We start from the raw sequence: 13,646 nt of genomic DNA, 5'->3' as shown, positions 1-13,646 counted from the left end.
GCAGATACAACTCCACTTGTTCCCCGATTTCAGGCATATCGTACCAGCCACTATGTTCTTCCGCAACATAACGGGTGGCCACAGGAAACCAGCAGGCTTTGGTAGGATCTTGTTTCGGGTCGATGTCCAGTTGAAGCTGTACAAAATCCTGTTGTACCTTCAGCACCGTTCCTGTCAACGAAATTCCGGTGGCCTGATCGTTCTCATACCGGACGTAGCGAATATCCTGTTCAGCCTGAAGATCATAACCGGTACGTAGTAAGCCATTCTCTAACCGTGTCACTGCCCGAACGACGACCAACTCTTTGCCTTGTCCAATGGGTAACGTGATAAGGTCGCCCAGCGCATAGTATTGCAGACTTTCAATCATATAGGTGACATACGAGCCAGCACGTTCTCCCGGCTTCTCGGCATCCAGTTCATGAAACGTTTTCCGTACCCGATAAAATACATCCCGTTCCACCTTATGCTGCTTGCCTTCTGGCATCCCAAAGAAAACCTTAGGCGAGGCTGCGGTCACCTCTGGCACAAGTACGGAACCAAAGCGAGAAGCGAGGCGCTTTAAAAATGCCCAATCGGTCTCCTCATATTGTAAAACAAATGTCTCCAGTTTGGCATAGTTGCTTACAGTATCGATGGCATCTCCGTACTGATACTTCCGCATCATCGTCGTGACCAGATCATCGTAAGTGCGGTGAATATCTTGATAGGAGCGTCTTTTACTCTTAATATCCATCTGGTACGAATGGGAAGCGGCCTCCAGTTCAAATGTATATACGCCTCGCACACAGTGTACGGACATATGCGTAACAATCCCATGGAACAGCCTTCTCAGCGATTGTCCTCGCTCATCCAACTGACGAATCATAATCGGCTCTTGCTCCATATTTTGACCGATACAAGCTGCTCCCTGTTCTTCGGAGAGCATGCCACTGATATGTAAAAAGGCATGATCATTAATGGTGCGTGTTATTTGAAGTTGTTCGATGTGTAGTGGCTGAAAGGGACCATAAAAGCGTAGGCTTTCATATCCGATCCCATCTGATAATACGCTCAAGTGAGTTTCATGACTCCTTTCTATATGCGATGGTATTTCCAAGTAAAGCACGTCATCTTGCATTCACTTCTGATTAGAGAAGCAGCAGATGAGTACAACAGTGAGTCAAAATAGATATGTATTACAAGGTTTGTACGCTATAAAGGGACGAGAGGTGATATTTAATAAACAACCCAGCATATGTATTTATCGGTTAAAAGAAAGATTTAGTTTACAGAATGACCCATTGGTTGGGGGATTTACTATGTTTATTTTTGGAAGTAGGAGGATGAGAGGGAAGTGTAACATGATTTAATATAGGAATATGGTAATACGCCACATGGTTTGCTATTTCGATGCTTTTTCATGCTGCCAAAACAGATACTTAAAACCAAATGATACCCTACCTAACTAAATGATCTAAATTTAAAAATAATGGAGTGATAGAAGATAAGGGGACTTGTGCTTTTAAATAGTGGGAATATTGAAGATTACTTACCAGACTTATATGAGTGGAGTCATACTGAAACCGAAAAAGAGCAGCATACTTGTAGACCCATAAACGAACTACCTCCATATAACAATTATAAAGAGAATGTATTGAAAAGACTCGAAAATGGGCTATTAATATATATCTTAGTTGATAGAACTAACACTAATAAACGGATAGGTAAGATACAGCTTTTTGACTATAATTCTCGAAATAAAAGTGCCGAGATCGGATACTACTTGCCTCTAAAACATAGAAAACAAGGATATGCGAATGTATTGCTAGAGCTATTTATAGATACCATTTTTGAACGTAAGGATTTGGAGTTGAACAAAATTTATGCAACGGTTGCAGCATGTAATCAAGCTTCTGTAAAATTATTAGAAAAATTCCATTTTAAGCTGGAGGGAACTTATCGAGAGCATTATTGGTTTAGTGATGGTTCGATATGCGATCAATACCATTATTCTTTGCTAAAGAGAGAGTATGCTAGCTTAGCTGAAAAAGAAATAGAAGGAAATTGAACTATTATTTTTAAAATGGAACGAGTTAATTTCAAGTAAATCCGTTCCATCCTCTCGACACACGTTGAGGCCGTAGTAAAGCTAGACTTTCTGAGATGGATATTGTGAACAGACCTGAATTCTCGGAATGGGAGGATAAGCATCATTACAAGCAAGCATTGGAGAATGAAGCTTTGTACTGGCAGGGCATGAAGGACGGAGCACAGTTTGTATATGTTGTATTAGAGATGATGCTGCATGATGAAAAAGAGAAAGAAGAATAGCCAATGGAGATTAGATGGTTATAGAGAACATTAAAAAAGATGCTGGGCACCTACCAACCTGGTCATACCCCTGTCAAGTAGACAGGGTATGACCAGGTTGGTAGGTGTTTTAATTTGTCTTACGTTATGAGACACAGGCTCAGGCTTTTCAGTTCAATTCGTCTTGATTGACTATGCTTGCAACTTACCCGCACGAATATCATCTGTCATGCCCGCGTAAGGTGCCTGGGCAATCAACTTCTCGTTGTTCACACCTGCATTTTCAATGAAAGTAATATATGCGAATTCAGGAACTACATGCTTCGGATAAGTCTCATACTTTTCACGCGATTCTTCCATCAGAGGGATGAAATCATTTTGATAGCGTACTTTAATCTCTGGATGCTCATGCACCCATTTCGGAAAGAAAATAATACCATGCATGGTCAATGAAATGGCTGGATGGGTTTAGTATAGGAGAAGCTTCGCCGAAAGAATCATAAACTTTAAGTCGGTATAAGTCGATTAAATAATTAAGGGCTTATATATACACAAATTTCTATATTAGAACATACCTAGCAGTGAACTTAAGCCCAGGCGTAGAAGCCGTATCTAAAAATAGAATTCATTCCAGGAGGTAAGCTATGAATAAGAGAACAGGCTTTAGATTTTTAGTTGTAATTATGATTATTTATGTATTTACTTTTAATCTGGGTGTGGAAACTGTAAAGGCAAATTCCGTATATTATGTTTCTACAACGGGGAATGACATCACTGGAACCGGTACACTATCAAATCCATGGAAAACCATACAAAAGGCAGCAGATACCATGAAAGCCGGAGATACCTGCATCATACGAGGTGGTACATACCGGGAAACAGTAACACTTCATACTTCCGGAACTTCTGCAAAACCCATAAACTTTGAGGCTTATACAGGAGAGAACGTAACGGTATCCGGTGCCGATCCGGTTACTGGCTGGAAAAATTACTCCGGATCCATCTATTATGCGGAAATGAAGGGTTCCCTTGGAACAAAAAATCAGATATTTGTTAATAAGCAAATGCAATTTGAAGCCAGATGGCCCAATTCACCAACACTTGATCCCTTAAATTTAACATATGCAACAGTTGATTCCGGTTCCACTACAACCATCAAGGATGGGGACTTAACTCAGCCATCTGGATACTGGGTTGGCAAAACGGTTTGGAGTGTTCCGGGAACAGGCTACAAATCTTATAAAAGTACCATTACCAGCTCAAGTGACGGCTCCATTACCTTTGATCAAATAGATACTGCAGCGACAGGCGGTAACAGCTATTATATTACTGGTAATCTTGAAGATCTTGACAGTGCGGGAGAATGGTATTATGACAGCATTACTGGCAGACTTTATTTATGGGCACCTGGTGGAGTTGATCCGAATACTTTGACAGTAGAAGCAAAGAAGCGGACTTATGCATTTGATTTAAGTTCCCGCTCTTACATAAATATTACCGGAATTAATATCTTTGCCTCCAGCATTAAAATGTCTAATTCTAATTACTGTAAAGTTTCTAATATGATTGCGGAATATGTCAGTCATGATTCGGATGTTACCAGACAATACAGTACAGGGATATTTATGTCCGGTACCAATAATGAGCTTAGAGACAGTACTTTGACCTACAGTTCCGGTAATCTGGTGAGTATAGAGGGAACAGGAAATAAGGTAATTAATAATCTTATTCATGAAGCAAATTATTCGGCAGCGGATATTCCGGCAATCTATCTATTGGGGGCAAACCATCTAATCAGTCATAATACGGTATATAACGCTGGGCGTCATCTGATATTTATGCCTACCCAAAACAGCCAGATACAATATAATAATCTGTACAATGCAGGAAAGCTGACAAAAGACTGCGGAATACTCTATGAATTTGCCTGGGATGGGCAAGGGACGGTAATTCATCATAATTACATCCATGATAATCTGGCAAAGGATTATTCCGGCACTGGTATCTATCTGGATAACGGTAGCAAGGGCTATATTGTGCATCATAATGTTGTATGGGGAAACTATACAGGGATAAGATTGAATACACCCAGTAATTTTAACCTGATTTATAACAATACCACCTACAGTAACGGAAATGTAGGATATTGGGGAAGTAATTTTCAGTCAGATATGTACAGCGACAGAATTTTCAACAATATCTTTACTACAGCCTTTACACTGCCTGGTACTCATATAGAGGGAAATAATATTGCCTCAGAAACCAATCCGTTATTTGTGAATCCCACAGCATATGATTTCAGGTTGCAGTCTACTTCTCCAGCTATTAATGCAGGGGTTGTAATATCTGGAATCACGAATGATTATGTTGGTGCGGCATCGGATATTGGAGCATATGAGTTCGGTGGAACTGACTGGACTGCCGGGCATGATTTTTCTTCACCTCCGGACCCGGTTTTTGAGAGTGTCAGCTTACTTTATGTTAATAACGTAAGGCAATCTGATTTCGAGAAAGGGATAATCTCACCATGGGCAGCAACATATTCAGATATTGCTGCAAGTGTATCGGTACCAAGAAGCGGCTCTAAGAGTGTTAGATTGGGACCTGGAGAAGATGGTATCGAGCAGGTACTTACGGGGCTAAGTCCTAATACCAGCTATATGTGTACCGCCTGGGTTAAGGCAGACATAGGAGAGCGGATTCAGATTGGCGTTAATGGCTTTGAAGGAACGGATGCATCCGCAACATCTGACAGTACATCCTGGACAATGGTAAACATTCCTTTTACAACCGGAGCAGGCGCTACCAGGGCAACAGTGTATGCTTACAAGAATCCTGGTACAGCATATGTTTATGTGGATGATTTTGGGGTAGTTGAGCAATAAATTATTTTACTGGTTTTATGTTTGACAGGATTGTCAGAAAGTCAGAAAAAACAAGACTGCCTTGGGGCAGATGGATCAGGAGGGACACTTTCAGTAGAAAATAAAAAAAGAAAGACATAAAGACTCTGATCTAAAAATGATAGATTTTCCGCCAAGGGGCGATCAAGCCTTAGGGTCATCATTTTTGTACACTCAAGGCATGTGGAGTGCTGTTCACTATTGGTCAGAAAAGACTAATAGTTGAGGTGTACTGGCGTTTGAAAAAGGTAAAAATCAAAACAAACTTACTGATAAAAACATCAATAAGATTATCGAAACGTACCGAAATCGTGTAGATGTTGATAAATATGCTCACGTGGCATCACTTGAAGAAATCAAAGCAAATGAGTTTAACTTAAATATTCCTCGCTATGTGGATACGTTTGAAGAAGAACAAGTTATTGACCTTGATGAAGTAAATAAGCTATTAGAGCAAGATAAACAAGAAATCGCGGAACTTGAAGCTAAGATCAATGAACAGCTGAAAATTTTGGGTATTCATGTGTAGAAATTGACGAAAAGGGTCAAGGATATTATTCCTCGGCTCTTTTTTTAAGCCATTCGCTTGGGAACGGCGTAAGCTGGGAGAAGTTATGCCGTGCAGTATTTCTATGAACTGCGGCGAAGTACGTTATAGAAGATGGCTAGGAGGGGCGGCGCTCTTCCTTTTTTTGCGAGTCTTTTGGGGAGTATGCTCTTCTATTGGGTATGATATACTCATTTAGATGTCTATGCTTAACATATACTGCCGTTTGAACTACGTTGCTTAAACATGTTATATGTGAAGAAGAAGCAAGGACATGAACAGGTTAGCTTTACCATTTTGGGACCAAAGATTTGTCCTGGTATTTATAGAGGAGTTTTTGATATGACGAATAATTTTTGGCGTGATTTGCCACGACCTTTTTTTATACTGGCACCGATGGAAGATGTGACGGATGTTGTGTTTCGCCATGTCGTAAGTGAAGCAGCCAGACCAGATGTGTTTTTTACGGAGTTTGCGAATACAGAGAGTTATTGTCACCCGGAGGGGAACAAAAGTGTACGCGGGCGTTTGACTTTTACAGAGGATGAACAGCCCATGGTGGCCCATATCTGGGGAGATAAGCCGGAATATTTCCGTGAAATGAGCATCGGTATGGCGAAAGAAGGCTTCAAAGGCATCGATATTAATATGGGTTGTCCTGTAGCGAATGTAGCCGAGAATGGGAAGGGAAGCGGCTTAATCTGCCGTCCAGAAATCGCAGCGGATATTATCCAAGCCGCGAAAGCCGGGGGACTGCCCGTCAGTGTAAAAACAAGGCTCGGTTTCACTACCGTAGATGAATGGCGCGACTGGTTAACCCATATGTTGAAACAAGACATTGCTAATCTCTCTATTCATCTGCGGACAAGAGAGGAAATGAGCAAAATAGACGCTCACTGGGAACTGATTCCGGAGATTAAGAAACTTCGTGATGAGGTGGCACCAGATACACTGCTGACCATTAACGGAGATATTCCGGACCGTCAGACCGGCTTGAATCTCGCTGAGCAATATGGAGTGGATGGCATTATGATTGGGCGTGGTATTTTCCAGAATCCATTTGCGTTTGAGAAGGAGCCGAAGGAACACAGCAGTGAGGAATTGCTTGAACTGCTGCGGCTTCATCTAGATCTCCATGATCATTATTCAGCGCAGGAGCCACGTTCGTTCAGCCCTCTCGCCCGCTTCTTCAAAATATATGTCCGTGGATGCCGAGGGGCAAGTGAACTCAGAAACAGCTTAATGAACGGCAAATCAACAAGTGAAGTGCGTACATTGCTTGATGAGTTTGGAAGCAAGGATCATGATGAGGTAGATTATGAGTTTTGCAATTGAGTTAGAAGGAAGAAAAGGAGTTTTCACGGGCTGCTAGTAGGCATTGAAAACATAGGAGGGTATATGTCCTGGAGTAAATTGAAGCAACAACTGGAGAGCTTCCGCTGTCCTGCGTTAGACGGAAGGGTCGAATACCGAGCTACCAGTTACCGTTATTTTCCTGATAAGTCTGGAGTTTGTTATATAACTGTAGATAAGAAGAACATACTCAATATGAATGATATCACTAGTCCAATCAAATGGTATCAGACGGAGTTGGAAATCAAGAATGATCCAGATATCCAAGTTCCTCTCAGCAATGAAGAAATTGAAGCGGTTAGAAAAGATACTAATGGGAATGTTCCGGAGGAGCGTCTACAAGTAATTGCAAGAGGTAGAAAAATATCAGAACATGCAAAGGAGCTTTTGTCAGCACAGGCCTCATTAAGCAAGTCTAATTTTAATGTTGTAGCTAATAAGTTTTTAACTACTTCTATAGAGGACAGCTTAGAGAGTAATGATATCTTATTGAATATTCTAGCTTTGGTGGACAGACGAGTAGGAAAAAAGCGAATATTAAACATGACCGAGAAGATGAAGTTAAAGCATCCGATTGTGCAGTATTTTTATGAACTACGGCGTAGTACGTTATGAAAATAAATAACTTCCATTGATGGGGGCACGTCGTTTTAGGATTGAGTGCTGTTCATTGTTACTGTATTGCACAATGGCAAATAGTTTGGAAGATGTAAAGGAAAAAAGTTAAGAGGGGCGGCGTGCCCCTCTTATTTGTGTGATGCTGATCATTTTCACTTATTTACAGAAAACGTAGCAATTCTTTTCATAATTTTTCATCGTAAAAAGGCTTTTCTCTCATTCAATGAGCGTGCTATATTCGATAAAAGCTGAATTGTATTCCTTATCTCATGTTCCGTAGTGTCTGGGTGAATTGCACAGATTCGGAGAACAGTTTTTCCATTGAGTTGTGTCGTAAGCACAGAGGCGTATCCGTTTGTCATCATTTCTTGGGAGATCCTTTTATTGAGTGAATCTAATTCTTGCTCAGATAATCCAGTTGGCGCATATCGAAAATTAACAATCGCTAACTTAGCGGGGGATACAATTTCCCAATGATTATGTTTTTTGATTTCATCTTCAGCCCATTCTGCGAGTTGAACTCCATGCTCTATGGCTTCACTGACAGCATTAGTTCCTAAAGCTTGTAGTGTCACCCATAGTTTCAAACTTCGAGAAGGTCGCGTTAATTCAGGGCCCAGATCCCAATAATTCATATGTTCTTCATCAGTCTCGGCATCTTTCAAATACTCTGGATGTGTGCTGAAGCAATTTTCGAGGTGCTGCTTTTCTTTGGCTAAAACCACACTACAGGAATAGGTCTGCATTAGCCATTTGTGTGCATCCCAGGTGACACTATCTGAACGCGATATCCCGCTCAAAAGGGGTTTATATTTCGAAGAAGCCAAAATCGATGCACCGTAAGCTCCATCCACGTGTAACCAAATGTTATGTTTTTCACATAGGTCAGCAATTTCGTTTAACGGGTCAATGCTTCCTGTATTGGTTGTGCCTGCCGTGGCAATGATCGCAAAAGGCTTCATGCCAGCCGCCTGATCATCCATTACTTTTTTTTCTAAGGCTGAAACATCCATACGAAAATTTTTATCACTTGGAATCTTTCTGATTTGATCACCACGGAATCCGAGGATGCGTAACCCTTTGGCGACCGATGAATGAGTTTGATCTGAAACATAAGCAGTACCAATGGCATATTCCTGCTCGGATAACCTTGCATTGCGTGCAGCCGCTAAAGCGGTCAAATTCGACAGCGATCCGCCCGACAGAAATAAGCCTCCAGCAGTATTGGGATATCCTGCTTGGTCACACATCCACCGGATCACTTCCCCCTCTAAAAGGCTTGCGCTTGAACTCAGCATCCAGCTTCCGGCATGGGTATTATAAGCGCTGGTCATGATATCTCCTAACCACGAGTAAAGAGACATTGGACCAGGAACCAATGCGAAAAAGCGAGGGTGTTGCATGAAGGTTTGGTGAGGATAGACGTTTTTCCTCATTTCATCGACGACCTCTTGTATCGGTCTTCCTTTTTTCGGAAAACCAATTCCCCTTAAATGAGCTATTGTATCCCCATCTGCAGTGTTGATTACTTTTCGGGATCGAATATTGTTATTTTCTGCTATAAATGAATGTATGAACTGCTCAATAATCTCACCTAATTGCTGACTTGGTTCTTGATTCATTATAAGCATCTCCTTTGCTTAACTTCAATCAAGTATAATATAACATCTGTTGTCATATTGTGATATTCACCGATTTCATCATTACGTTTATTTTTAGGCTCTTCGCTATTACGCAAAGTAATTCTCAAAGGCAAAGAGAGCTATAAAATCGCCGTTCAGTGCAAATGCTGGAAACGTGATGTTGAGAATGATATAGTACTCCAACTCAAGGCTGGTAAGCAGGTACATAGTTGCTGTGTTGCTTGGATGGTAACGACGAGTAATTTTACAAGGCAGCAAGGAGCGGGGGAGCTTGTAATATAGGAGGGGGAACCTTAGTTATCTGAAAATAATTAAAAAAAGAGAATAAATGTTTAGTACTTGTAAGAAAAGTGTTCGAAAAACGCTTTGCCAGATGTTGCATGAGCTACTTAAAAATTTAAAAAATGACTCTGGATTAAACTGGGAGTAAAAAAATACTGGTGGCCCTTAAAGATGCGATAGGAGCCACCAGTAAAAACTAATTTACTTATATTGTTAATAAGAGCCAACTATACTTTTACTGTATATTGTACCAACACCTCAAAGGAATAAAAAAATGGGTGAGCCATCTTTCGATACACACCTTAATTTTGACTAAGAATTATTGTCAAATTTGTTCTAAGATTTGTGTGTAAGCATTCCTATAATGATCGGGGTTAGGATCTTCTCCTATTATCTTGGGTACGTCAAAGTCAGACAGCAGGAAATAGTGTTTGGGTTGAACTTCATGCCTTGCTAAGCAACTCTTGCAACAGGACAAGGGACAGCCGTCAATTGCAATGATGTCACGTCCCGATTTTGCTGTTCTGACAAGGGGTTTGACATCACCACCAACACCAGCTATGCAGGACATTTCAGCGACTTTTTCTCGATCCATTCGTATAGCGATCATGTTAGCGGTTTGTGCTGCGGAGGAACATCCAGAACATGAATAGACAAGAGGTAAATCAGTTCTTTTCATCTTTGTACACTTCCTTGTTTTTTCTTTGTGATCCATCACAGTATCTTTGGTTTTAGATGAAATAAAATTTAAAATTGTTTGTATTTTAACTTAAATTTACAGTCTAAACCGTGATCGTGATCACGACAACATTTTGCAAAATCTATTATAGGGCTAACTGTGTGTATATAAATCAGCCAGATCTTTAGAAAAAAAGCTTATCCCTACTCATAGATTGAAGTTGGAATAAGCTTTTGATTTTTTACCAATTTTTTATCTACTTTGGCAAAGTGTAAATAACATCAAATGGGTTCTTATCTTCAAAAAACTCGGTGTAGAGCTTTGCAATTTCGTTTGAATTCAAGTCTATATTATTATTTCGTAATAAGCCCCCTAATTTCACCAATATGTCAGCTTCTCTTGAGGTTACTATTTTCTTTTGTACTATATTTTCTGTATTTTTTGGAGTTACCCACGCCCAATCACTCGTAGCCGCTTCAGTAAATGGATATCCAAAAGATAACGAACTGACATGGGCGTATTCTGAGCACAGAGGATGAACAATTAATAAAAAGGCCGCAATTATTCCTGAACGATATCTTATCCTTTGTGTTTTTTGAACCTCTTGAGCGAATGATTCTAGGTAATGAGGGATTTCTCCCCAATTAGAACGTCCCATTGAAACTAGTATTTCAACGGCAAATTTATGATTTAATTTATAGGCCAATTGTATGAATATTTGATTGTTTGTAGAGCCGGAAGCGGTAAATGCACCTAAACATCTTGTAGCTTCCTGAACGTTAGTCGCACCTTCGGATATAAGTTTCACATATTCGTCCAGTATCGTATCGTCGGAAACGAATTCTGGAGATTCCACAATTGTTTCGATTAAAAGTGCCTTTGTACTCCTTTCTTTAACCAGAGGAATCATACTAACAAGTTGAGCAAAGTAGTCACCCTCTAATTCTTCTAGGTTGCAATCATTTTTTAATAACTTTAGAGCAGCTACTATAACACGATCATCTTTATCTAAAGTAGCGTTTGTTATTAGGTGTATAATTTTTTCAATCACATATTTCTTCCTCTCACGTTTTTGAAGAGTGGAATGACTATAGATAAAATCATTCTATATTAATATATCACTGTTAAATGAATTTATGGAATAAAGAAACTATAGACTGTTTGTGTTGGGTTAACTGTTAGCCTATAGCCTTCTTCCCATTCAGTTAATAGACGTTGGATATACACGTTTTGGTTGGTTTTAATTGCTCAATTTGAGTGAATAGATTTTTGTCCTCTATTGAATATGAAGCCCATTACTCACTTGCAATTTCTAATTGATAAAATCGTTGGTGTAACGCTTCCTGAAACCAATCTGGCCAAATGGACATAGCATATTTCCCTCCTGTTATTTGAGTGTGTGTATGTTAACTCTGATGGGGAGGGATGGCAAGTTATTATTTTGTGTAGGAAGTAACTTGCTATGTTATGTAGTTACTGATTTTGACATGCAAAAAGCTTACTCCTACTCATTAGATCAAGTTGGAATAAGCCTTGAAAGTTTATCAAGCGTATTATCAAGTTGTTTTGTGTTTGGTTTGTTGTATTGTACTAACTGATGAAACCCATTAAATTAATTCCGCTAGAACTTTAGTCTTGATCATCTAATTTGGCGACATTTACAATCTCTCTCATGAAAGATGTTACAGCATGACAATTTTCCAGATCATCCTCATCCAACATCGACCAATAATAAATAGTATTCTTATGAATACTAATATCTTGAAGAAGATGATATCTGATAAAACTAGCCCAATTCTCCTCAACCTTTCCTTCTACTATGGCATCATTGAATGATGAAATAATAATAATCATTAAAGCAAATTTTTCTTCTTTGTTTAATTCGATATTTTCATAGGCGTATAAAAATTCGGTTATTCTTGAAGAATCCGACACTTCATACTCCCAATCTTGTGAAAACTCATCAGGAGCAGGTAATTTGATTTTCTTTACAAGACCTTCAATTGCACTTTTAGTAACATACTCTGGGTATATATTCTCCATGGTTATTTCTCCTTTTTATTATTTTCCTATTCCTGAAGGATGAGCGCTGCTATATGGAAAAGCAGATCTAATTCCACCATCCTCTTTTACTATAACTCTAGCCATATCAGGTTTTATTTCAGTACCATCTGGCAAGTATCCTCTTGATTTAATAGTGGATGGTAGTGGAACTTCATGAACACCGGGCCCCTTTTTTGCTACCTCTGCAAGAAAGTCCGCTGCACTATTCTCGTCAATCCATTGGCTGATTTGGTGCCCCTTTCCTCTTGCTCTATCAATAAGCTGATTGGGTTTTTTCTTTGCACCATGCTCAGAAAAAGTATGCCCATACGTTGGTGTACTTTTAGGATTTCCCCATTTGAAATTATTGGAAACTTGTTTCGTCTCTTTAGTTTCAGGAAGCTTCTCGTTTAGTTTGCTTGGTTTCTGCGAGGTAGGTGTTCCTTCGCTCTTGCCTGACTTTGCGCCAGCAGGTTTAGAGGGTGGTGAACTATTTGGACCCTCGCTTTTAGACATTCGATACAGATCCTTAGCACTTTGCACACTATTGGATGCTCCGGTATACGTTACCCCTGCCCCATGTGCTCCCAAAAGGGCAGATTGTACTATAACACCCACGCCTACAGGTGCTGCTACTCCTGTGCTCGTTACCAAACCACCAAAGAATCCTTCTACCACTGCACCCGTCATTTCTACGGCTCCGGCTACAGTTGTCAAGGAATGTCCGATCACTTCACCTGTTTTACGCGCCATCGGATGATTTGAGGAGTATTCCTTATTCATTATTCCAAACGAGTAATCTTCTACAACTGCGGCTGCTGCTCCTAATACAACTTCTCCACTCACATCTACAGTATACTCCAACTCGTTCGCCATCTGCTTCGCCATAATGGCTTCGTTTTCCGCATTTTGGAGCTGGCCTGCCGCCATAAGATCCCACCACGACTGAGATTCCTCTTCTTGCTTTGGCTTTGCTTGTTGAGCCATGTAGCGGTCATAATTGGCTCTCCAGCGTTGTCTAAGATCTACAGGAATCTGCTGATACGCATGAACCATGGCATTAGACTCTTTCAGCAGGTTTTGAACCAGTTCCAGTGGGCCACCGGAATGCGCTATATGACGCGCACTCGTAAACACTTTTCCAAGAATCCACTTGCTATAGTAGGCTTGTCTCGCTTGATCATGTTCATACTGGTTAATCAATCCTTGGAGTGCTAGACCAGCCAAGTGTTTTAACGGATGAATACCGTTCCCCTTACCGCCTCCAATCGTAGGAGTTCCTTTGC

The 13,646-nt window shown here is 40.3% G+C and carries 11 protein-coding genes and 3 pseudogenes; 7 read left to right on the top strand and 7 right to left on the bottom strand.

The window, feature by feature from the left end:
* Positions 1-1,057: contractile injection system protein, VgrG/Pvc8 family (locus GRP75_RS12015; RefSeq protein ID WP_272917198.1), on the bottom strand; the 1,057-nt coding region annotated here is incomplete at its 3' end.
* Positions 1,058-1,498: 441 nt separating this feature from the next.
* Here GRP75_RS12015 and GRP75_RS12010 point away from each other — a divergent pair.
* The gene (locus GRP75_RS12010) at positions 1,499-2,050 is read left to right on the top strand and encodes a GNAT family N-acetyltransferase (protein ID WP_160789413.1); all 552 of its coding nucleotides are present in this window, start codon (positions 1,499-1,501) and stop codon (positions 2,048-2,050) included.
* Positions 2,051-2,154: 104 nt separating this feature from the next.
* Positions 2,155-2,313 (top strand): hypothetical protein, encoded by a 159-nt coding sequence (locus GRP75_RS29215; RefSeq protein ID WP_193373338.1) that lies wholly within the window; start codon positions 2,155-2,157, stop codon positions 2,311-2,313.
* Between the two features lie 171 nt (positions 2,314-2,484).
* Here the strand turns inward: GRP75_RS29215 and GRP75_RS12005 are convergent.
* A pseudogene (locus GRP75_RS12005) lies at positions 2,485-2,736 on the bottom strand (phenolic acid decarboxylase); the annotation flags it as partial.
* 200 nt (positions 2,737-2,936) lie between these two features.
* Here GRP75_RS12005 and GRP75_RS12000 point away from each other — a divergent pair.
* The 4 genes and pseudogenes from GRP75_RS12000 (at position 2,937) to GRP75_RS11985 (ending at position 7,710) form a co-directional block, all read left to right on the top strand.
* Positions 2,937-5,177: a carbohydrate binding domain-containing protein gene (locus GRP75_RS12000; protein ID WP_160789412.1), complete on the top strand. Its 2,241-nt coding sequence runs from the start codon at positions 2,937-2,939 to the stop codon at positions 5,175-5,177.
* A gap of 253 nt (positions 5,178-5,430) precedes the next feature.
* Positions 5,431-5,724: pseudogene (locus GRP75_RS11995) on the top strand (N-6 DNA methylase); the annotation flags it as partial.
* 360 nt (positions 5,725-6,084) lie between these two features.
* Positions 6,085-7,077: a tRNA dihydrouridine synthase gene (locus GRP75_RS11990; protein WP_160789411.1), complete on the top strand. Its 993-nt coding sequence runs from the start codon at positions 6,085-6,087 to the stop codon at positions 7,075-7,077.
* A gap of 63 nt (positions 7,078-7,140) precedes the next feature.
* Positions 7,141-7,710, top strand: coding sequence for an SF0329 family protein (locus tag GRP75_RS11985; protein WP_160789410.1), 570 nt, complete (start codon positions 7,141-7,143; stop codon positions 7,708-7,710).
* 197 nt (positions 7,711-7,907) lie between these two features.
* On the opposite strand, the gene GRP75_RS11980 is transcribed toward GRP75_RS11985, so the two are convergent.
* Positions 7,908-9,335, bottom strand: coding sequence for a pyridoxal phosphate-dependent decarboxylase family protein (locus GRP75_RS11980; RefSeq protein ID WP_237448997.1), 1,428 nt, complete (start codon positions 9,333-9,335; stop codon positions 7,908-7,910).
* A gap of 72 nt (positions 9,336-9,407) precedes the next feature.
* On the opposite strand from GRP75_RS11980, the gene GRP75_RS29700 reads away from it, so the two are divergent.
* Positions 9,408-9,638 carry a restriction endonuclease gene (locus GRP75_RS29700; RefSeq protein WP_081047526.1) on the top strand — a complete coding sequence of 77 codons (231 nt, stop codon included), beginning with the start codon at positions 9,408-9,410 and terminating at the stop codon, positions 9,636-9,638.
* Positions 9,639-9,963: 325 nt separating this feature from the next.
* Here the strand turns inward: GRP75_RS29700 and GRP75_RS11970 are convergent, their stop codons facing one another.
* The 4 genes and pseudogenes from GRP75_RS11970 to GRP75_RS29695 form a co-directional block, all read right to left on the bottom strand.
* Positions 9,964-10,317, bottom strand: coding sequence for a putative zinc-binding protein (locus GRP75_RS11970; RefSeq protein ID WP_160789409.1), 354 nt, complete (start codon positions 10,315-10,317; stop codon positions 9,964-9,966).
* Positions 10,318-10,573: 256 nt separating this feature from the next.
* The gene (locus tag GRP75_RS11965) at positions 10,574-11,368 is read right to left on the bottom strand and encodes a hypothetical protein (RefSeq protein WP_160789408.1); all 795 of its coding nucleotides are present in this window, start codon (positions 11,366-11,368) and stop codon (positions 10,574-10,576) included.
* Positions 11,369-11,946: 578 nt separating this feature from the next.
* Complete coding sequence (locus GRP75_RS11960) at positions 11,947-12,360, bottom strand: hypothetical protein (protein ID WP_028542227.1); 414 nt, start codon at positions 12,358-12,360, stop codon at positions 11,947-11,949.
* A gap of 18 nt (positions 12,361-12,378) precedes the next feature.
* Positions 12,379-13,646: pseudogene (locus tag GRP75_RS29695) on the bottom strand (hypothetical protein); the annotation flags it as partial.

The organism is Paenibacillus sp. OT2-17, from assembly GCF_009827695.1.
GTDB lineage: Bacteria > Bacillota > Bacilli > Paenibacillales > Paenibacillaceae > Paenibacillus > Paenibacillus polymyxa_B.
Note: the sequence above shows the minus strand (reverse complement) of the source record. Positions and strands in the feature narration are given on the sequence as shown.